Source organism: Enterococcus sp. AMC1157 (assembly GCF_058216555.1).
The window spans coordinates 548,895-571,548 of record NZ_CM177099.1 but is presented as its reverse complement, the minus strand read 5'-3'; the positions used below and the strand labels follow the sequence as shown (position 1 = coordinate 571,548).

The window sequence follows — 22,654 nt, the reverse complement described above, 5'->3', positions numbered from 1 at the left end:
GATTATTTGTTATAATTACTCGTCAAGTGTAAAGCCAAATTAAAAGGAGCAATTAAATTGAAACATAGAGATGATATTCGCAACGTAGCTATTATTGCCCACGTTGACCATGGTAAAACAACATTAGTAGATGAACTACTAAAACAATCAGATACATTAGATGCTCGTACCCAATTACAAGAACGTGCAATGGACTCAAATGCAATTGAAAAAGAACGTGGAATTACAATCTTAGCTAAAAATACAGCAGTAGATTATCAAGGAACTCGTATCAACATCATGGATACCCCTGGACACGCGGATTTCGGTGGAGAAGTGGAACGTATCATGAAAATGGTTGACGGTGTAGTTTTAGTTGTCGATTCATATGAAGGAACAATGCCACAAACTCGTTTTGTATTGAAAAAAGCTTTAGAACAACATGTTACACCAATCGTAGTTATTAATAAAATTGATAAACCTTCTGCTCGTCCTGAACATGTAGTAGATGAAGTATTAGAATTGTTTATCGAATTAGGCGCAGATGATGATCAATTAGATTTCCCAGTTATTTATGCTTCAGCATTAAATGGAACTTCAAGCTTGTCTAATGATCCAGCTGAACAAGAACACACAATGGGACCAGTATTTGATACTATTATTGAACATATTCCAGCACCAATCGATAATAGTGACGAACCATTACAATTCCAAGTATCACTTTTAGATTATAACGACTATGTTGGTCGTATCGGAATTGGTCGTGTATTCCGTGGTAAAATCAAAGTTGGAGACAGTGTTGCGTTAATGAAATTAGACGGAACAGTCAAACAATTCCGCGTAACAAAATTGTATGGATTCTTTGGTTTACAAAAAGTAGAAATTCAAGAAGCTATTGCGGGTGATTTAATTGCCGTATCAGGAATGGAAGATATCTTTGTTGGTGAAACTGTAACTCCAGCTGATCATCAAGATGCTTTGCCAATCTTGCATATTGACGAACCAACCTTGCAAATGACATTTTTAGTGAATAACTCTCCTTTTGCTGGTCGTGAAGGTAAATTTGTGACTGCACGTAAAATCGAAGAACGATTGATGGAGGAATTACAAACTGACGTATCATTAAGAGTTGAACCAATTGGTCCGGATTCGTGGACAGTTTCAGGTCGTGGAGAATTGCATTTGTCAATCTTAATCGAAAATATGCGTCGTGAAGGCTATGAATTACAAGTGTCACGTCCAGAAGTAATTGAACGTGAAATTGATGGTGTAAAATGTGAGCCTTTCGAGCGTGTTCAAATCGATACACCTGAAGAATATATGGGTTCTGTTATCGAATCATTAGGAATTCGTAAAGCTGAAATGCAAGACATGATTAATACAGGAAATGGACAAGTAAGAATTATTTTCTTAGCGCCAGCTCGTGGATTAATCGGTTATACTAACGAATTCTTATCAATGACTCGTGGATATGGAATTATGAACCATACATTCGATCAATACCTACCTATGATTCCAGCCCAAATTGGTGGACGTCATCATGGAGCTTTAGTTTCTATTGATACTGGTAAAGCGACAACTTACTCAATCATGAGTATTGAAGAACGTGGAACAGTCTTTGTAGAACCAACTACTGAAGTTTATGAAGGTATGATTATTGGTGAAAATGCTCGTGATAATGACTTAACTGTTAATATTACTAAAGCAAAACAAATGACTAACGTTCGTTCAGCTACGAAAGACCAAACTTCAGTTATCAAAAAACCACGTATTCTTTCATTAGAAGAATCTCTAGAATTCTTGAATGACGATGAATATTGTGAAGTAACGCCGGAAAGCATTCGTTTACGTAAACAAATTTTAAATAAAAACGAACGTGAAAAATCAGCTAAAAAAAGAAAAAAAGCTGAATAAGAAATAGTAGGTAAGATAGATCTCTCGAGATCTATCTTATTTTTGAATAAAAATTGTATAAGTCTATCAACGTCCATAATACTATTTGTCAAGAAAAAAAATTTATTTTTTAAAATCTGTGGGAAACTTTAAAAAGTATAAGAAGAAAGCTTGATAAAATAAACTTTCTTGAAAAAATAGAGAATTAAACAATTGTTCATATGTTTCATAAATCGCTTGTGTTTCACGAAAGATGTAAATTTTTATTCAAACTTCATTAATTGTAAGAAGCATTTGTTCATTAATTTATGCTATAATAATGAAACGAAAGAATAGGAGGGAGCAGAATGAAATCCATTACTCCAAAATTAGCGACAGAGATGCTGGTTGAAGAAGCCGATCGCATTCGAATGCTAATTAGAAATCAGAAAAACAGTTTATGTATTTCTCAATGTAAGGCGTTTGAGGAAGTTGTAGATACTCAAATGTATGGATTATCTCGCCAAGTGGCATTTGCGATTCGTTTAGGAATTGTTCCCAACGAGGTAGGCCAACAACTACTAAGTGATTTAGAAAGAGATTTAAATCAACTCTATAATGAGGTTTATGAGGAAACGAAAGCTAATGAAATTGGCAAGGAGGTTTAGATCTTGCCTAATAAAGTAAAAAAACGACAGTTGTTAGACTTTGGAATTTTGATTCCTTTTCTAATTTTGAGTGTTGTGGGTTTAATGATGGTATATAGCACCACATCGTATGTCATGCTATCAGCTGGATTAAATTTTGCCAATCAAGCTATTAAGCAATTGCTCTTTTGGATTTTAAGTGTAATTGTCATGACTATTATTTATAAGATGAAAACTGATTTATTGAGAAGTAAAAAACTTACCCAGTTTGCGATGGTTGTAATCTTTTTTATGTTACTCTCAGTTTTTGCCTTTCCTAAAGTCAACGATGCCTACGGTTGGATTGAAATTCCTAGTATTGGGACGATACAGCCAGTTGAGTTTTTTAAAATAGTAACAATTTGGTTTTTATCAGCCACTTTAGCGAATAGACAGAGCTTAATTCAAGAAAATTTTTGGACGAGTGTCCGAGGATTGTTAGTTGTTCTAGCTGTAGAGGTGGCAATTGTAGTCAGTTATCCGGATTATGGGAATGCAGCAATCATTGTATTGTTAGTGATGGTTGTTTTGATGGCGAGTGGTGTAAATTACTTGCTAACCTTGGTTGCAGGGGTAACAGCGTTAGTTGCCAGTGTTGTAACCATTCCTTTAGTTAATTCTGTTGGTAAATTATTCCTACCATCCCATGTGGTGTCTCGTTTTGCCATGTTTAGAAATCCGTTTTTGGATGAATACGGAGCGGGGCATCAACTTGTACAAGGATATTATGCAATGTTCAATGGTGGGTTTTTCGGTCGCGGATTAGGAAATAGCATCCAGAAAAAAGGATTTCTTAAATTTGCAGAAACCGACTTTGCTTTTGCGATTGTTATAGAAGAGTTAGGTCTAATTGTAGCGATATTGATATTAGGTTTGCTATTTTATATGATTGCCAGGATTTTATTAATTGGAATTCGCTCTTCGGATCCATTTAATTCAATGATGTGTATCGGAATTGGTTCTTTATTTTTAATTTCGGTATTTATTAATTTAGGTGGAATTACAGGAGTGATTCCATTGACGGGAATAACCTTTCCATTTATCAGCCAGGGTGGTTCCAGTTTGCTGATGTTTTCAATTAGTATTGGTTTTGTGCTAAATATTAGTGCAGATGAAAAGAAAAGGGCATACCAATTAAGCTAATTTTCTTATGAAATTACACGGTACTTCAATAAAATTAAGGATGCCAGTCTCACTTACTAGGACCTCTAAGTTAGTGAGTTGGTATGCGAAGAGAGAATCGGATTTAAATTTTGCTTTTCAGAAATTTAAATCTACTAAAACGAACTAGCACCAGAAACTCTAAGCTAGTGAGATTGTATACGGCATTTCAATAGAATTAAAATTTTGTTTTCTAAAATTTTATTACTTTAGTAGAAATAAGGAGTGGTTAGATGAAAAAAATTCTTGTTGCGAATCGTGGAGAAATCGCTATTCGAGTATTTAGAGCATGTGTGGAATTAAAAATTAAAACGGTGGCTATTTATGCAGCGGAAGATGAGTATTCTGTGCATCGATTCAAAGCTGATGAAGCCTATTTAGTTGGAGCAGGTAAACGCCCAATTGATGCTTATTTAGATATAGAAGATATTATTCGAATTGCTAAAGAATCTGGAGCTGAAGCGATTCATCCTGGTTATGGATTTCTTTCAGAAAATCTAGGATTCGCTAAACGATGTAAAGAAGAGGGAATTATTTTCATTGGCCCATCAACCCATCATCTTGATATTTTTGGAGACAAAATTAAGGCAAAAGAAGCAGCGATTGATGCTGGTATTCAATCTATTCCTGGATCAGATGGTCCTGTTGATTCTATCGATGGTATTTTAGCATTTGCTGATGAGCATGGTTATCCTGTGATGATTAAAGCTGCCCTTGGTGGTGGTGGTCGTGGGATGCGTGTAGCCCATGATGAAAAAGAAGCTCGCGATGGTTATGAACGAGCGAAAAGTGAAGCTAAAGCCGCATTTGGTAGCGATGAAGTATATGTAGAAAAATATATTGGTAATCCTAAACATATTGAAGTACAAATTTTGGGTGATACTCACGGAAATGTTGTGCATTTATTTGAACGTGATTGTTCTGTCCAAAGACGTCATCAAAAAGTTGTTGAAGTAGCACCTTGTGTTTCTATGGATGATGAGCAACGAGAAGCAATTTGTAATGCAGCCGTTCAACTAATGAAACATGTGAATTATGTTAATGCTGGAACAGTTGAATTTTTAGTAGAGGGAGATAATTTTTACTTTATTGAAGTGAATCCTCGTGTCCAAGTAGAGCATACAATTACTGAATTGATTACTGATGTTGATATTGTAACAACTCAAATTTTAATTGCTCAAGGAAAAAATTTACATCAAGAAATTGGTATTCCAACACAAGACAAAATTACATTTGAAGGTGCGGCTATTCAATGTCGTATTACAACAGAAGATCCTTTAAATGGGTTTATGCCTGATACTGGAAAAATTGATACGTATCGTTCACCAGGTGGTTTTGGTGTGCGTTTAGATGTCGGAAATGCTTATGCTGGTTATGAAGTAACGCCTCACTTTGACTCTTTATTAGTTAAAGTATGTAGTCACGCTTCAACTTTTAAAACAGCTATCGACAAAATGGAAAGAGCGTTAAAAGAGTTCCGTATTCGTGGAGTAGAAACGAATATTCTATTCATGCGCAATGTTATCCAAAATCCAGAGTTTCGTTCAGGTGATGCTAAAACAACTTTTATCGATACAACTCCAGCATTATTTGAATTTCCAAAAATTAGAGACCGTGGAAATAAAACTATGAAATATATTGGTGAAATCACTGTCAATGGATTTCCTGGGATTGAAAAAGAAAAGAAAAAATATTTTGCAGAACCAAGAATGCCTAAACGTTTGGAAACATTGGATCACTTTGTAAGTGCTAAAAATGTGTTAGATGATAAAGGGGCAGAGGGCGTAATTGAATGGATTAAAGGACAAAAGAATGTTCTTTTGACAGATACAACATTCCGAGATGCTCACCAAAGTTTATTAGCAACCCGTGTTCGTACACATGATTTAACAAAAATTGCAGGACTGACAGAAGCAGCTGTTCCTCAATTGTTTTCAAGCGAAATGTGGGGCGGTGCGACCTTTGATGTGGCCTATCGTTTCTTAACGGAAGATCCATGGGAAAGATTAAGAAAAATACGTAAAGAAATGCCGAATACTTTATTACAAATGCTATTCCGCGGTTCTAATGCGGTAGGTTATTCCAATTATCCAGACAACGTATTGGTTGAATTTATTAACGAAGCTGCCCAACAAGGGGTAGATGTATTCCGTATTTTTGATAGTTTAAATTGGATTCCACAAATGGAAAAAAGTATTCAAGCGGTGCGTGATGCAGGTAAGATTGTAGAAGCAGCTATTTGTTATACTGGTGATATTCATGATGCTTCAAGAGCGAAATATAACATGCAGTATTACAAAGATATGGCAAAAGAGCTAGAAGCTCAAGGCGCTCATATTATTGCAATTAAAGATATGGCTGGTTTATTAATGCCTCAAGCTTCTTATCGTTTGATTAGTGAGTTAAAAAATACGGTAGATATTCCAATTCATTTACACACACATGATACGAGCGGAAATGGAATCATTACTTACTCTGCTGCTGTTACTGCTGGCGTAGATATCGTGGATGTGACAATGAGCGCGATGAGTAGCAGTACAAGTCAACCAAGTATGAGTAGTTTGTATTATGCATTGGTAAATGGTAATCGTGTACCAGATATTAATATTGAAAATGTTCAACAGTTAAACCAATACTGGGAAGATGTTCGCATGTACTATAAGCCATTTGAAAATGGCTTAAATGTTCCACAAACTGAAGTTTACATGCATGAAATGCCAGGGGGACAATATTCAAATCTTCAACAACAAGCCAAAGCAGTTGGTTTAGGTGACCGTTGGGAAGAAATCAAACGGATGTATCGTACGGTTAATATGATGTTTGGGGATATCGTTAAAGTAACCCCATCTTCTAAAGTAGTCGGTGACATGGCATTATTTATGGTTCAAAATGATTTGACCGAAGAAGATATCTATGAAAAAGGGGATTCTGTTAGTTTCCCTGAGTCAGTGATCACTTTCTTCCAAGGTGAATTAGGACAGCCAGTGGGTGGTTTCCCTGAGAAATTGCAAAAAATTATTATTAAAGATCGTCCAGCGTATACTGATCGTCCTGGCTCTTTAGCTAAACCAGTCGATTTTTCAAAAGTTAAAGCTGAATTAGCAGAATTGATTGGTTATGAACCAAAACAAGATGAAGTGTTAAGTTATCTGATGTATCCAGAAATTTTCTTAACTTATAGAAAAACTTACGAACAATATGCAGATATCAAAGTTCTAGATACGCCAACATTCTTTAATGGTATGCGTACCGGTGAACAAATTAATGTTGAAATCGAAAAAGGAAAAGTCTTGATTATTCGGTTAGATGATATTGGTAAACCTGATTTAGAAGGAAACCGTACGTTATTCTTTAATTTGAATGGTCAACGTCGAGAAATCTCTGTAAAAGATACTTCTATTAAAACAACAGTGGCGACTAAACAAAAAGCTGAACCAACTAATAAAGAACAAATTGGTGCAACCATGTCTGGTTCGGTCTTAAAAGTCTTAGTGAATAAAGGCGATAGTGTAAAACGCGGTGAAACGTTGATGGTTACCGAGGCAATGAAAATGGAAACTTCGGTTGAAGCTCGTTTTGACGGAGTAGTTGAAGCTTTACACGTAGCAGAAGGTGAAGCTATTTCATCAGGTGATTTATTAATTGAAGTGAAGAAAAAGTAATAAATGAAAGGCTGAAAGACGATGAAACATCGAGGAATCTTGTTTAGTGTGATTTTTATAGGATTTCTGATTCTACTCTACGGGCATCCTGTTTGGTTTCCTCAGAATTCAGTTGATCAAGGAAGTACGACTGAAATCAGAAGAAATCCACCACCTACTTCATGGAATTATGAACCAATTGCTACTGAAGGATTTGCTGAGTGGATTGGCCAAAACATCTCAGATTTTAATGAGAGCTATGGAAATCCAGAAGAGAGTTTTTCTTCTGGATTTTCTTTTGAATTTCATCATTATGAGCTAGATCATGAAATGCACTTAGAACTAACGACTGAAAATAAAGTGATAACAAGTATCAAATTTCTTGGAAACCAAGATGAAAGATTAGCACCTTTTTTTCAAGGAATGACGATGAATGATTTGACAAAACTGACAATGGTTTATCCAAATTTTAATATTCATTATGAAGGGCGCTCGGTCGGATTTGAATTAATGGAAGAAGATATGAACTATCGACCATTAATTGCCTTTGACAATGGTAGTTTTGCAATTCTCTTTTTTAGTCAAAAGAAAAATGAAAGTACACTTTCTAATGTGATGTATTTGAGTAAGGAAATGTTATTAAAACTTGCACCTTATCAGATAACAGAAGGGGTAATTCCTAAATTCACTATAGAAGAAACTGCTGATTGGGAAGTTATCAACCAAAACAAGCAAAATTTAAGTAAGCATATGTTTCAATATTTACGAGAAAGAGATGAATTATCTGAATTTACATTAGATATAACGACTCAAATCAATTCAGAGCAACTTCTTGGTCGCTTCTTTATGGAAGCTGAAAATTTGTTAACGACTGAAAGAGCTCAAAAATTGCAGAGAATTCAGCGAGGAGAACTAATTGAAACTTTTTCAGCAAGTTCTGTAGAATTAGAAATTCTATTAGATGAGTTGCAAACTTCTGCTGAGCTTGCCTATTTAGAATTGCCTATTTATGATCCAACATTTACCATACTCACTTGGTATAGTACACCTTATCTACATACTCGTTTTATGCATCAAGAAGTAGAGTCATTAGGTGTTGCCTTTTCAAAAGAGAATATGGTAGTCTTATTAGAGAAGTTAGAAAATCAAACAGAGGATAGTGACGAACCTTGATTTATAATGATCAATTTTTTGAAATCGAAGACCAGATGCAAAATGTTTTGACGCGCTTACTTTCCAGTGAAACTTATCAAAATTATTTGATGAACAAAAAATCACTCTATGAAAATCCTGCTGTTCAAGAAGTACGTAAAGATTTCTTAGATAAAAAAGCCTCTTTTGAAAGAATTGCTGAATATGGGAAATATGCACCGGACTATCGAGAAAAACAGCGAGCACTAAGAAAGGCTAAACGAGTATTAGATGTGCATCCCCTTGTCTCAGAGTTTCGTTTTTCCGAAACGGAATTACAGGGGATATTGGACGAAATGGGTATTAAAATTGCCCATTGTATCTCAGATGAGATTAAAGTCGATACAGGAAATCCGTTCTTTGAAACGAAATCAAGTTGTGGAGGGAAATGTCATGTCGGATAATTCAGAAGAATTAGAGATTCAAAAACGTCGAGGAATTATTGTCTGGGTTTATAGCCTACGCCAATTGAAAAATTTACGACGTTTTGGATTTATCCACTACGTTTCACGCCGTATGAAATATGTATTGCTATATGTGAACGAAGAAAAAGTAGAGGAAAGCGTTGAGAAAATAAATCGTCTGCATTTTGTTCGTCAAGTAGATATTTCTCATCGTCCAGATATTGAAATGAACTTCGCTGAAAAAATTGGAACAAAAGCAGCGTTTCAAGTAGCTGATGACGATGAGTTTGAAGAGCTAAATACAACCATACGTTTAGCTGAAAATGTATAGATGATGAAAAAAGGTTGGAGTTCTCTAGGAGACCAACCTTTTTTTCTTGAAATATTGAAAAAGGAGAGAAGTCAAGATGCGCGTTGTATCAGGAGAATATCGAGGTAGACGACTAAAAAGTTTAGAGGGTGCCAATACTCGACCGACAACAGATAAAGTAAAAGAATCTATATTCAATATGATTGGACCTTATTTTGATGGAGGAAAAGTTTTGGATCTTTTCTCTGGTAGTGGTGGATTAGCCATCGAAGCTGTTTCAAGAGGGATGGACAAAGCAATCTGTGTAGATCGTAGTTATCCAGCAATTAAAGTCATTCAAGAAAATATTCAAGTGACGAAAGAGCCGGAAAAATTTCTGACTTTAAAGATGGATGCCAATCAAGCCATTCAAAAATTGGCAGAGGATCAAAAAGTATTCGATTTGATTCTTTTGGACCCACCGTATGCAAAACAACAAATTGTGAAGCAAATGGAAAAAATGCTAGAATTAGGATTATTAAAAGAAGATGCCTTAGTTGTTTGTGAAACAGATAAGGATGTTTTATTACCTGAATCAGTGGGCAGTCTTATTCAGTTCCGCTATCAAACATATGGTTCAACTGCAGTTACTCTCTATCAGAATGAAGAGAAAGAGTAAATAATTTTAATCTAGATGAGGAGGATTAACGATGAGTAGAATTGCCTTATTTCCAGGAAGTTTTGACCCTTTAACGATGGGACATTTAGATACAATTGAAAGAGGGGCAGCTCTCTTTGATGAAGTTTTTGTCGGTATTTTTATAAATACTTCAAAAAAATCTTATTTTTCAACGGAAGAAAAAGTACAATTAGTGGAAGATGCGTTAGCACATCTACCGAACGTTAAAGTCATTTCTCAGGAAACGGAGCTAACGGTCAAAGTAGCCGAAAGATTGGGTGCTAAGTTTCTTTTAAGAGGCGTACGCAATATTAAAGATTATGAATATGAGCGAGAGATTATGGAAATGAATCGACATTTGGCACCGGATATAGAGACGGTTCTACTAAGTTCGAAATCAGAATATAGCCATATTAGTTCAAGTTTGATTAAAGAAGTGCTTTTATTTGGAGGAGATGTTAAAAAATATCTACCAACAAATGTTTATGAAGCCATAAGAAAGCGTGATGAAAATGAATAGGAAGTCTTCCATAAAGTTTTTTCTAGTATTTATCTTTGTTTCTTTAATGGTAGCGAGTATCGTTTTACCCATTCCTTATTATATTGAACAACCAGGATCTACCATTGATTTAAAAGAATTGATTACAGTCAACGGGCAAACTGATGAGAATCCAGGGTCTTTTTCCCTCACTTCTGTAGGCATTCGTCAGGCCTCCGTTGTAACAGCTATAGGAGCTAAATTTAATTCGTTTCAAGATATTATTTCTGAAGATGAGTTATTTGGCGGAACCACCGACGAGGAATACAGTCAAATGCAACGATTTTATATGGACTCCTCTCAAAATAATGCCATTGAACAAGCTTTAAAATATGCCAATCGACCATATACTTTTGAATATAAAGGCGTTTACGTAATGGACGTGTTACCCGAATCTAATTTTTTTGGACAAATTTCAGTGGGAGATACGGTGACAAAAGTAGATGGACACAGTTTTGAAAACAATGAAGAATTCATGTCTTATGTTCAGGGAAAAACAATTGGTGATGAAGTTGCAGTTACTTTTGTGCGAGATAACGAGGAACAGGAAGTTAAGGCGAAATTGATTGAATTACCAAGTAATCAAAAAGCGGGTATCGGCATTACCTTAACAGACCATACGGAAATTGAATCTGAAGATACGATTGAATTTCATGTAGAAAACATTGGTGGTCCTTCCGCTGGTTTGATGTTTACTTTAGAAATCTACGAACAATTAACTGGCGATAATTTACGAAAAGGGAAAAATATTGCAGGCACAGGTACAATTAACTCATCAGGTGAAATTGGTCGAATTGGTGGCATTGACAAAAAAATTGCCAGTGCTAGTCAACAAGGCGTAGAAGTCTTTTTTGCACCGAATGATGAATTGAGCGAAGAAGAAAAAAGTAACTATCCTAATTATAAAACCAATTATGAAGAAGCTTTGGAAGCTATGGAAAAGATTGATTCTGATATGGTTATCGTTCCAGTAAAAACATTCCAAGATGCCTTAGACTATCTCAAAAATACGTAATAAAAAAGTTAAACTCGTTTTAAAAAAACGTGGTTTAACTTTTTTTATTTATTCAGTTAATTTACTTCTTTAACCACTCTTCTTTTTGAGATAATCCTATTTCAGCATACACATCTGGTAAGAGCATTCTTTTGTATATTTGTATTTCACTTAAAGTTCAAAATTAACAGTGAATAGAAACTTTCAGAACAAAACTTTGAAAATAGCCTTGTTGTGTGAGACCACCACGAGCCTCTTAACAAAGTCTCTTTGGCTGCTGACGTTTAAATTCTGACTAAGTATTACAACACAAAGGCAGAATAATTCAATCAGCTCTTTAACACACAACAAGGGTGTTTTCTTCGTTTATTCTTACAGTTTCTTGTTTTTTTCTTTAGTACTCTTTATTGGAGAATGAGTTTCAAAAATTGGAAGTCCAATTAGGAGGGAAAGTACTCATCGCCAGTTGAAGATGAGGACGAATTACACAATGTTGGAAGTAGTGCTTTACTACTTACTTACACTTTGTTTGAACGCCGAAAGCTTTGAAACATCTATAAGAAGGTTCAGAGCGGTCTCTGGCAATGGGTAACTTTTTGGTACAAATGGACTGGAAGTTTTTGAAATTCATGTTCATCTGTAAATAGTAAAAACAGATGAATGATTCATTGGTTATTGATTGAGAATTGTGTAAAAAACGGATAGGTTCGTGCTTCTTTTTATGATATACTTTTTTCAAGGAGAGTGAAGAACTTGGAAATTAAAAGACAACAACCTATCGTAGAAGCCTATCATTTTGATATGCGTGCACCTGGACAAGAAGCTGAAACAAAATTAAATGTCGGCTTCGCGCCATTAAAAGCACCGGATGAAAATTATCCAAAAGAAAACTGTATCTTAGGAGCTCGTTTGCAATTTGAAGTCGTTTTTCCTGAGTTTATTATCAGTGGAACAATTGGTCAAGTGAATCATATTGTGAATCGTCAAATCAATGGTCCAGATGATATGGACAAACAAGAGTCTGATGAATTAGTGGAACCATTATTTGATATGTTACAACGTTTAACCTATGAAGTAACAGAAATTGTTACAGACAAACCAGGAATTAAACTAAACTTTAATAAGCAAGTTGAGGAATAGACAAATGTTTACGAATGAATTACAAGTAATGATTTATGTAGATGATGTTCAGAAATCTGTGGATTTTTGGCAATCACTAGAATTTGTCGTAATTGATCGTCAAGAATTAGATGGGACCTTAGTAGTTGAGATTGCACCAAGTGAGAAAGCTCAAACTCATTTTGTTTTGTATGACCGTAAATTTATTGAAAAACATTCACCAGAAGTCGCTACTAATGCTGCTTCTATCATGTTCCAATCGAATCAAATTGTCGATTTGTACAAAAAAATTCTAAGTTTAAATGTGGAAGCAGGAGAGTTAATTCAAATGGAAGAGCAAATGGTCTTTAATTTTGCTGATCCAGATGGAAACTACTATGCTGTCTCTGGAAATTAAAAAACATAAAATAATGGAAGCTTCAGTTTAGTTAAAAAACTTTGCTGAAGCTTTTTTTTATTTCGTGGGTACAAGAAATAAAAATTTTTGTTATGATAGAGAGATAGAATAAAAGGGGGAATTCGATGAAACCATATGTTTATGTAATTAGTGACATTCATGGAAAGTTGGATTTGTTTAAAAAATTGTTGGAGCATTTTGATCCGCATCAGCATCAGCTCGTTTTAATTGGCGACTTAAATGATCGAGGGAAATATTCTAAAGATTGTTTTTTGCTTGGGAAAAATTTAGTCGAGCAATTTGGAGCAATCTATTTACGTGGAAATCATGAGGAATATTTTTTGCAGTTTTTAATGGCTCCGGAAGATTGGATAACAGGTTACGTGCGAAACGGAGGAAAAGAAACTATCGAAAGTTTGTTACATCCAGCTGCTTTGGATGAATATTCACCGACCGAAATTTCTATGATGATTCGTTCTAGATATTCTGAGTTAATTGAATTTTTAATTGCCAGACCTTTATATTATGAATGGGAAAAATATATTTTTGTTCACGCAGGGGTTGATTTAACAAAAAAAGATTGGCACGATACAGACGACCGAGATTTTATTTGGATTAGAGATAGTTTCCATCAAGGAAAAAATAAGACTGGAAAAACAATTGTCTTTGGTCATACAATAACTCCAATGCTCCACGGAGATATGCAAACAACAGATTTATGGCTTTCAGATAATAAAATCGGCATTGATGGAGGGGCTGTTTTTGGTGGTTCTGTTCACGGAGTTATTTTTGACAAACATGGTATTGTTCAAGATATTGAATATCAAAATTTAGCCGGGGCTTGGAAACCAGACTTTTAGAAATAAATACATGAATCTCTGGCTTCTGCAAAAATAGTAGGTGCTAGAGATTTTTGTATGTTACTCTTTCAGTCAAAGAATCTTTTTTATGTTAGAATAAGAAAGATATTATCAGGAAAGGAACTTGCTTTTATGGAAAATAATAAAATTTTTGACCTGCTTCAATTAGAATTAAATCAATATCGAGGCAATCAAATTCAAAAAGTGTTAGAACTTTTAAGTGAAGGAAATACTGTTCCTTTTATTGCTCGTTATCGAAAAGAGATGACAGGGAATTTAGATGAAGTTCAAATCCGAGAGATTGAAGAGCGCTATACTTATTTAGAAAATTTAGAAAAAAGAAAAGCAGAAGTTGTTCGTTTAATTGACGAACAGGAAAAGCTAACCCCTGAATTAGAAGCAGATATTTTAAAAGCGACTAAGATGCAACAAGTAGAAGATTTATATCGTCCATATAAACAAAAAAGACGAACCAAGGCGACGATTGCAAAAGAAAACGGCCTGCAACCTTTTGCAGATTGGTTATTAACTTTTCCAAGTACCGATGTTTATCAAGAAGCTAAAAAATACCAAAATGAGACCGTTGAAACCGCAGAAGCAGCGTTACAAGGTGTGCATGAGATTTTAGCAGAACAATTTGGTGACTCTGCTAAGTTTAGAACTTGGATTCGCAGCTACATTTTTAATAAAGGAAGTTATCAAAGTAACATTAAAAATGCGGATAAGGATGAAAAATCTGTGTATGAAATGTACTACGATTTTACTGAGTCAATTAATAAAATAGTATCGCATCGCATTTTAGCCACTAATCGGGGTGAAAAAGAAGATATTTTAAAAGTTTCTTTAATTTCCGATGAACAAAAAATCTTTGAGTATTTACAACGTCAAATTGTTAAAGATACTCAGTCTACAGTAACACCTTTTATTATCGAAGCCTACCAAGATGCTTACAAACGATTCATTGGACCGGCAATAGAGCGTGAAATTCGCAATGAATTGACAGAAAAAGCAGATGAACAAGCGATTGAAATTTTCGGTGAAAACTTACGAAATCTATTATTACAACCACCATTAAAAGGAAAGGTTGTTCTAGGTTTTGATCCAGCTTATCGTACAGGTTGTAAATTAGCAATTGTCGATGAAACCGGAAAATTACTAGCAATTGAAGTCATCTATCCTCATAAACCCGCTAACGCTGGTAAAAGACAAGCAGCAGGACCAGCCTTTAGACAATTGATTGAGAAATATCAAGTAGATATGGTAGCAATTGGAAATGGAACGGCAAGTCGTGAATCAGAACAGTTCGTAGCTGAACAATTAAAGTCAGTGAATCGAGAAGTTTTTTATGTGATTGTTAATGAAGCGGGTGCGTCAGTCTATTCTGCTAGTGAGACAGCTCGTACAGAGTTTCCTAATTTACCCGTTGAAGAACGGAGCGCAATTAGCATTGCTCGTCGCTTACAAGATCCATTAGCGGAATTGGTGAAAATTGAACCTAAAGCAGTCGGTGTTGGACAATATCAGCATGATGTCTCACAAAAACGTTTGAGTGAACAGCTAGATTTTGTTGTTGAAACTGTGGTAAACCAAGTAGGAGTAGATGTAAATACCGCTAGTCCGCAATTGCTTCAACATGTTTCAGGTTTAAACAAAACAACCGCTCAAAATATTGTGAACTATCGAGAAGAAAACGGCGCCTTTCTCCAACGAAATCAATTGAAGAAGGTTCCTCGTTTAGGACCTAAAGCTTATGAACAAGCAATTGGCTTCTTAAGAATTCCCAACGGAAAAAATATTTTAGATAATACAGGAATTCATCCTGAAAGTTATGCGGGAGCTAAAGAGATTTTAGCAATTGCAAATATTCCACTGAAAGAGCTAGGGGAAGAAGAGGCAAAAGAAGCATTAAATCAATTAAATGTCTCTGATTTAGCTAAGCATTTAGAGTTAGGTAAAGAAACCGTAATTGATATTATTAAAGCTTTGGTTCAACCAGGGCGTGATATGCGTGATGAAATGCCGGCGCCTTTATTAAGGAAAGATGTTTTATCAATGGAAGATTTACTTCCAGGAATGGAATTAAAAGGAACGGTTCGAAATGTGATTGACTTTGGTGCCTTTGTGGATATTGGAGTCAAACAAGATGGATTGGTTCACATTTCTAAGTTGAGTAAAACATTTGTTAAGCATCCAAAAGATGTTGTATCTGTCGGAGATGTTGTAACAGTTTGGATTGATCAAGTGGATGTTCATAAAGGACGAATTAGCTTGACTATGCTTGACCCAGGTGGATCTAAATGACCCAAGAAGAATTACAAAAATTGGTGGAAGAGGTTTCCCTGGTAACATTTGGGAAACCTTTTAGGCATCAAGCTATTTTTAATTCACGCTTGAAAACAACCGGTGGACGGTATCATTTAAAGGATCATCATTTGGATTTTAATCACAAAATGCTTGCTCATGGACAAGAAATTTTTATTGGAATAATTAAACATGAACTATGCCACTACCATCTTCATCTGGAGGGCAAAGGTTATCAGCATAAAGATTGGGAGTTTAAAGAATTATTAGCAAAAACGGGCGGTAGTCGTTTTGCTCCGTCTGTCCAGAGAAAGATTACAGTGAACACCTATCAATGCCAACAATGCGGTAAGTTATTGCAAAGACGCAGAAAAATCAATACCTCAAAATATGTATGTGGTCATTGTCATGGAAAATTAAAATGGCTGAAAGCACAAGTGCATACAGTAGGGAAGTAGCTACTTATCAGTGATTGTAACGGATTTCCAAGAATAAAAGTTTCTTCAATAAATAAAGTTTGAATCTATTACTATTTTTAGCCAAACTAGAAAATAAAAACTTCCAATCTATCTGTCCGTAAAGAACAGACATTGTGAGAGACCGTTCTGAGCCTCTGCTCTCAGACCTTTCGGTGCTCAAACGCCGTGTTGAAAGTAGCAATTTGCTACTTTCAACACGGCGTAATTCATCCTCATCTTTTAGTTCACGATGTCTGTCTTTTCTCCCAGATAGTTTTCCAGTTTTGACATTTTTTCTAATCGAATATGTATTAGTAAGTTATGTATTAAAACTGGAAGAACAAAACGTAGAAAGTCATTGTTCATGTTCTAAAGAGCTGAATGAATTACACTGACTTAGTGCGATTAGCACTTAGTCAGCGTTTGAACGTCAGCAGCCAAAGAGACTCTACGAGAGGCTCGTGGCGGTCTCGCATGACCAATGGAACTTTCGGAGCTTTGTTCTGGAAGTTTCAATATTCGTTTAGCCTTGGTTGTAAATATTAATTCATGGATTAATTAGTTTAAAACTAGCAAAATTTCTACATGATATTATATTGTTTTTTCTAATTAGTTACTTCTATTCTTTGAGAATAGGGCTTTATATTTTGTAGACATCAAGAATAGAAATCACTAAAAACTCAAATAATGAGAAAAGATTAAATCTTAGTGCAATGAGGATAAAACTCGTTGCTATTTTTTTTATTTTGTAAGATAATGTAAGCCAGTTCCATATAGAATTTTTATAGAGTGGGAGTAAACATGCTTTTTGCATGATGATAAAAGAAACCACGATTATTCAACTTGCATTATCCAATTTAGCTTTAGAGAGGATCATTTATATGACAAATTTAAACGACAAAACTTATCATTTTGTAGGAATCAAAGGCTCTGGAATGAGCTCATTAGCTTTAGTTTTACATGAAAAAGGATTGACTGTTCAAGGCTCTGATGTAGAAGAATATTTCTTTACTCAACGTGATTTAGAAAAAGCGGATATTCCTTTGTATCCTTTTGACGAAGAAAACATCCATGAAGGTTTAACAGTTATTGCTGGTAATGCCTTTACTGACGCACATGAAGAATTGGTACGCGCAAGAGAACTAGGTTTAGAAGTTGTACGTTATCATGATTTTATCAGTGACTTTATTCAACAATTCACTAGTATTGCTGTAACAGGCTCTCACGGTAAAACAAGTACCACTGGATTGTTAGCTCATGTTTTAACAGGCATTCGACCTACTAGTTATTTGATAGGAGATGGAACGGGTCACGGTGAACCTGACGCAGATTTATTTGCTTTTGAAGCGTGTGAGTATCGTAGACATTTCTTAGCCTACTCACCAGACTATGCTATTATGACAAATATTGATTTTGACCATCCTGATTACTTTAAGAGTATTGAAGATGTTTTTTCAGCTTTCCAAACATTGGCTCATCAAGTGAAAAAAGGAATTTTAGCCTATGGTGATGATGAATTTCTTAGAAAATTAGAAGCGGATGTTCCTATCTATTATTACGGTATAAATGAAGATGATGACATTCAAGCACGTAATGTTGTACGTACAACAGAAGGTTCAGCCTTTGACGTCTATTTCCATAATGAAATGATTGGTCACTTTGTTTTACCTGCTTTTGGTCAACACAATATTAATAACGCACTGGGAGTAATCGCTACTGCTCATTTAGAAGGTTTTGACATGAATAAAGTAGCAGAAGAAATGGCTACTTTTGGTGGGGTGAAACGTCGATTTAGCGAAAAAATTGTTGCAGATATGACAATTGTAGATGATTATGCCCATCATCCAGCAGAAATTAAAGCAACCATCGATGGCGCGAGACAAAAATATCCTGAAAAAGAAATTATTGCGGTTTTCCAACCACATACATTTACAAGAACAATTGCTTTGATGGATGAATTTGCGGAAGCATTAGATTTATCTGACAAAGTATATTTATGTAATATTTTTGGTTCAGCCCGTGAAACACAAGGCGATGTAAAAATTGAAGACTTAGGTGCCAAAATTCAAAAAGGTGGCCAAGTGATTAAAGAAGAAAATGTCTCACCATTATTAGATCATGAAAATGCAGTGATGATTTTTATGGGAGCAGGAGATGTTCAAAAGTTTGAACATGCTTATGAAACGCTATTGAGTAACACAACAAGAAACGTTTTATAATGAGTATATGCCCCGTTCTTGATTGAATTGGGCTATTTTCATTGGGTGTAAATGACTGTACTTGCACTTTTTTTAGCTTTTGATAAAATATAAGAAAATAGAATACTTGGAGGACTGCTATTTTGATAGGTAAACCGAGAAAATTAGGAAAAACGATAGATGAAATTGAAGAGGGTGAATCGTTATCGGTCACAGAATCGATTGAAGATAATCAGTTGTTATTGTATCTTGGATTGACCAATGATGCGAATCCGTTATACATTCAACATGATTATGCCCAAAAAACAAGTTATGAAAAACCAATTGTTCCATCTATTATGTTGATGGGAATTGTAACCAGTTCTATTTCGAAGCATTTACCTGGTCCAGGTTCACATGTAGTGAATTTTTCTGTGAACTTTATTGAACCTGTATACCATTATGAAACATTAACTTTTGACTTTGAAGTAATTAAAGTCGATAAAAGAAAAGATGTAATTACCGTTTCTGTCGAAGCGATAAATGAGGATGAAAAACGCGTATTAGATGCCGTTGTCATGGTTCAACCTCCTGTAAGTACGAATCTTAGCGAAGAAGTGAAAGATTAATAAATATTTTGTTTAACAAACTAATTCAATTATGAGGATATGCGACTTTCTAAGTCATACATCCTTATTTTGTATTCGACAATTTACAACTAAGTCTAATAGTATATGAAACTTCCAGAATAAAACTCCGTAATTATACTTATTGTGTGAAATTGTCACGAGCTTCTTGACAGAGTCTCTTTGAAACGTTGACTAAATCCTAATTGCATTAAGTCAACGTAATTAATTCAGCTCTTTGACACACGACAAGGAAATTACTTCATTTATTCTTCCGGTTTCTATCTAGTCTTTCTCTGGTAATTTTCAAGTAAGATGAATTTCAAAAACTGGAAGTTTAGCTGGTAGGAAAAGGACTCATCACCAGCTAAAGATGAGGATGAATTATACATTGTTGGAAGAAGTGATTTTCTACTTCCTACAATGTGTTTGAACGCCGAAAGCTTTGAGACTCCTTAGAAGGAGGCTTAGAGCGGTCTCTGGTAATGAGTCGCTTTTACGGACAGATGAACTGGAAGTTTTTTATGTTTTTGCTTGATTGAAGATAGTAACAAGGAGTTTTTTTCTTAAATAATCGCATTGGAGTGATTTCTTTGTTAAAATAAAGAAGAATGCTTGAAGCGAGGAGCTTAAAATATGAAAAAAAATAAATTACTTTTAATTGATGGAAATAGTGTCGCCTTTCGTGCTTTTTTTGCACTGCATAACTCTTTGGAGAGATTTAAAAATAACAGTGGCTTACATACGAATGCAATTTATGCATTTAATAATATGTTTGAAAATGTTATGGATAAAGAAAAACCTACCCATGTATTAGTAGCATTTGATGCTGGAAAAACAACTTTTCGTAACGAATGGTATGATGAATACAAAGGTGGGCGTGCAAAAACACCTAGCGAATTCAAAGAACAAATGCCCTATATTAGAGAATTAATTACTGGTTTAGGAGTAAAACACTATGAATTGGAGAATTACGAGGCTGATGATATTATCGGCACTTTAGCTAATCAAGTAGATAAAGAACAATTTGATGTGGTTATCCTAACAGGAGATCGAGATTTAACTCAACTAGCAACCGAAGATGTGACAGTAGATATTACAGTCAAAGGTGTGAGTGAAATTGAATCATATACCCCTGCTCATATTGCTGGAAAATATGATGGCTTATCTCCGATTCAAATTATCGACATGAAGGGACTTGCAGGAGATGCTTCTGATAATATTCCCGGAGTAACTAAAGTCGGGGAAAAGACAGCGATTAAGTTATTAAAAGAGTTTGGGACTGTTGAAGGAATTTATGAAAACATTGATACATTAAAGAAAAGCAAAATGAAAGAAAATCTAATTAATGATCGGGAACAAGCTTTTCTTTCTAAAAAGCTAGCTACAATAAATGTAGATTCACCAGTGACTATTGGAATTGATGAATTAAAATATGATGGAAAAGATTTAGATAAACTGGTTCCTTTTTATAAAGAAATGAACTTTAAAACTTTTCTTGAAAAATTAAATGTAGTGGATACTCAAGAAGAAATGGAAGACATTTTATTCGAAGTAGTTGAAGATATTAACTCAGAAATGTTTGAAACAGATACTTCTTTTTATATTGAAATGTTAGGCGATAATTACCACATTGAAGATATTGTGGGAGTTGCTTGGGGAACGAACAAAAAAATCTATGTTAGCAACAATGAAGGGATTTTCGAAAATCCAACTTTTCAATCATGGCTTTTTGATGAAAGCATGCATAAAAAAGTATTTGATAGTAAACGAACGCAAGTAGCGATGAGTCGATACATTGGTCAACCAAAAGGAATCACTTATGACGTTTTATTAGCTGCTTATTTACTAGACACCAATGACAATAGCAATGATATTGCAAATATTGCAGAACATTATGGTTATACGGATATCCAATCAGATGACACGATTTATGGTAGAGGCGCTAAAAAAGGTTTACCAGAAGATGAAGAAGTCTTTTTTGCTCATCTTGCTCGTAAAGTCAAAGCAATTGAATTTTTATCAGAAAAATTGGAAACAGAATTGGCTGAAAAAGATCAAACTACCTTGTTTAATGAAATGGAATTTCCTCTATCTAGTATTTTAGCTAAAATGGAAATCACTGGAATTCGCGTGGATGCACAACGCTTAAATCAAATGAAAGGCGAATTTGGACTAAGGTTGCAAGAAATTGAAGAAAAAATTTATGAGCAAGCTGGTGAAAAATTCAATTTAAATTCTCCAAAACAATTAGGTGTTATTTTATTTGAAAAGATGGGTCTTCCTGTCATTAAAAAGACAAAAACAGGCTATTCAACTGCTGTGGATGTTTTAGAGCAATTAAAAGAACAAGCCCCTGTGGTAGAAGATATTTTAACGTATCGTCAGATTTCAAAAATTCAATCTACCTATGTTGAGGGTCTTTTAAAAATGATTCAAGCCGATGGGAAAATTCATACCCGTTACGTTCAAACACTAACACAAACGGGACGTCTAAGTTCAGTTGATCCTAACTTGCAAAACATCCCGATTCGTTTAGAAGAAGGACGTAAAATTCGTGAAGCCTTTGTTCCGCGTAAAGAAAATTGGGTCATTTACTCTTCTGACTATTCACAAATTGAGCTTCGTGTATTAGCACATATCTCAGATGATGAACATTTAAAAGCTGCCTTTGTAGAAGGGCAAGATATCCATTCTAGTACAGCAATGAGGGTATTTGGCATTGACAAGGCAGAAGATGTCACTCCAAACATGCGCCGCCAAGCGAAGGCTGTTAACTTTGGGATTGTCTATGGAATTTCTGACTATGGTTTATCTCAAAATTTAGGGATTACTAGAAAAGAAGCACAGCAGTACATTGATACGTATTTTGCTCGTTATCCTGGCGTAAAAGAATATATGGAGAGCGTTGTGCGTGAGGCAAAAGACAAAGGGTATGTTGAAACTCTATATCATCGTCGTCGTTATTTGCCGGATATTAATTCTCGTAATTTCAATATTCGTTCTTTTGCTGAGAGAACAGCGATTAACTCTCCAATTCAAGGAAGTGCTGCGGATATTCTAAAAATTGCGATGATTGAATTAAATAGACGTTTGGAAGAAGAAAAATTAGAAGCAACCATGTTATTGCAAGTACATGATGAATTAGTTTTTGAAGTGCCTGAAAGTGAGTTAGAGACACTTGATAGACTAGTGAAGGAAGTCATGGAATCTGCCGTGTCATTAAGTGTACCACTGGTTACCGACAGTAGCTGGGGCAAGACATGGTATGAAGCAAAATAG

Annotated in this window: 18 protein-coding genes; all 18 read left to right on the top strand. The window is 35.0% G+C overall.

Features of this window, described 5'->3' with window-relative positions:
• Nucleotides 1-57 precede the first annotated feature (57 nt).
• A complete protein-coding gene (typA, locus tag AC4BBX_RS02830; protein ID WP_490454959.1) occupies nucleotides 58-1,893 on the top strand; it encodes a translational GTPase TypA in 1,836 nt (611 codons plus the stop codon).
• A gap of 326 nt (nucleotides 1,894-2,219) precedes the next feature.
• The gene (locus AC4BBX_RS02825) at nucleotides 2,220-2,519 is read left to right on the top strand and encodes an Fpa/YlaN family protein (protein ID WP_490454958.1); all 300 of its coding nucleotides are present in this window, start codon (nucleotides 2,220-2,222) and stop codon (nucleotides 2,517-2,519) included.
• 3 nt (nucleotides 2,520-2,522) lie between these two features.
• Nucleotides 2,523-3,680: an FtsW/RodA/SpoVE family cell cycle protein gene (locus tag AC4BBX_RS02820; protein WP_490454957.1), complete on the top strand. Its 1,158-nt coding sequence runs from the start codon at nucleotides 2,523-2,525 to the stop codon at nucleotides 3,678-3,680.
• 251 nt (nucleotides 3,681-3,931) lie between these two features.
• Entirely contained in the window at nucleotides 3,932-7,360 is a 3,429-nt protein-coding gene (locus AC4BBX_RS02815; RefSeq protein WP_490454956.1) for a pyruvate carboxylase, read from the top strand.
• A 21-nt stretch (nucleotides 7,361-7,381) separates the two neighbouring features.
• Nucleotides 7,382-8,512 (top strand): CAP-associated domain-containing protein, encoded by a 1,131-nt coding sequence (locus tag AC4BBX_RS02810; protein ID WP_490454955.1) that lies wholly within the window; start codon nucleotides 7,382-7,384, stop codon nucleotides 8,510-8,512.
• Nucleotides 8,509-8,934 (top strand): YlbF/YmcA family competence regulator, encoded by a 426-nt coding sequence (locus AC4BBX_RS02805; protein WP_490454954.1) that lies wholly within the window; start codon nucleotides 8,509-8,511, stop codon nucleotides 8,932-8,934. The genes AC4BBX_RS02810 and AC4BBX_RS02805 overlap by 4 nt, the downstream gene beginning before the upstream one ends.
• Nucleotides 8,924-9,265 (top strand): YlbG family protein, encoded by a 342-nt coding sequence (locus AC4BBX_RS02800; protein WP_490454953.1) that lies wholly within the window; start codon nucleotides 8,924-8,926, stop codon nucleotides 9,263-9,265. The genes AC4BBX_RS02805 and AC4BBX_RS02800 overlap by 11 nt, the downstream gene beginning before the upstream one ends.
• 76 nt (nucleotides 9,266-9,341) lie before the next feature.
• On the top strand, nucleotides 9,342-9,902 hold the full coding sequence (gene rsmD, locus AC4BBX_RS02795; protein WP_490454952.1) for a 16S rRNA (guanine(966)-N(2))-methyltransferase RsmD: 561 nt from the start codon (nucleotides 9,342-9,344) through the stop codon (nucleotides 9,900-9,902).
• Between the two features lie 31 nt (nucleotides 9,903-9,933).
• The gene (gene coaD, locus AC4BBX_RS02790; protein WP_490454951.1) at nucleotides 9,934-10,422 is read left to right on the top strand and encodes a pantetheine-phosphate adenylyltransferase; all 489 of its coding nucleotides are present in this window, start codon (nucleotides 9,934-9,936) and stop codon (nucleotides 10,420-10,422) included.
• Nucleotides 10,415-11,455, top strand: coding sequence for a SepM family pheromone-processing serine protease (locus AC4BBX_RS02785; RefSeq protein ID WP_490454950.1), 1,041 nt, complete (start codon nucleotides 10,415-10,417; stop codon nucleotides 11,453-11,455). Before coaD ends, AC4BBX_RS02785 begins: the two co-directional genes overlap by 8 nt.
• A 732-nt stretch (nucleotides 11,456-12,187) precedes the next feature.
• The gene (locus AC4BBX_RS02780) at nucleotides 12,188-12,574 is read left to right on the top strand and encodes a DUF1149 family protein (protein WP_490454949.1); all 387 of its coding nucleotides are present in this window, start codon (nucleotides 12,188-12,190) and stop codon (nucleotides 12,572-12,574) included.
• 4 nt (nucleotides 12,575-12,578) lie between these two features.
• Complete coding sequence (locus AC4BBX_RS02775) at nucleotides 12,579-12,950, top strand: VOC family protein (RefSeq protein WP_490454948.1); 372 nt, start codon at nucleotides 12,579-12,581, stop codon at nucleotides 12,948-12,950.
• Nucleotides 12,951-13,075: 125 nt separating this feature from the next.
• On the top strand, nucleotides 13,076-13,810 hold the full coding sequence (locus AC4BBX_RS02770; RefSeq protein ID WP_490454947.1) for a metallophosphoesterase: 735 nt from the start codon (nucleotides 13,076-13,078) through the stop codon (nucleotides 13,808-13,810).
• A gap of 132 nt (nucleotides 13,811-13,942) precedes the next feature.
• Nucleotides 13,943-16,111 (top strand): Tex family protein, encoded by a 2,169-nt coding sequence (locus tag AC4BBX_RS02765; RefSeq protein ID WP_490454946.1) that lies wholly within the window; start codon nucleotides 13,943-13,945, stop codon nucleotides 16,109-16,111.
• The gene (locus AC4BBX_RS02760) at nucleotides 16,108-16,569 is read left to right on the top strand and encodes a SprT family protein (protein WP_490454945.1); all 462 of its coding nucleotides are present in this window, start codon (nucleotides 16,108-16,110) and stop codon (nucleotides 16,567-16,569) included. The genes AC4BBX_RS02765 and AC4BBX_RS02760 overlap by 4 nt, the downstream gene beginning before the upstream one ends.
• Nucleotides 16,570-17,450: 881 nt before the next feature.
• Nucleotides 17,451-18,788 (top strand): UDP-N-acetylmuramate--L-alanine ligase, encoded by a 1,338-nt coding sequence (gene murC, locus AC4BBX_RS02755; protein ID WP_490455748.1) that lies wholly within the window; start codon nucleotides 17,451-17,453, stop codon nucleotides 18,786-18,788.
• 119 nt (nucleotides 18,789-18,907) lie between these two features.
• The gene (locus AC4BBX_RS02750; protein ID WP_490455747.1) at nucleotides 18,908-19,375 is read left to right on the top strand and encodes a MaoC family dehydratase; all 468 of its coding nucleotides are present in this window, start codon (nucleotides 18,908-18,910) and stop codon (nucleotides 19,373-19,375) included.
• A gap of 633 nt (nucleotides 19,376-20,008) precedes the next feature.
• Nucleotides 20,009-22,654 carry a DNA polymerase I gene (gene polA / locus AC4BBX_RS02745; protein ID WP_490454944.1) on the top strand — a complete coding sequence of 882 codons (2,646 nt, stop codon included), beginning with the start codon at nucleotides 20,009-20,011 and terminating at the stop codon, nucleotides 22,652-22,654.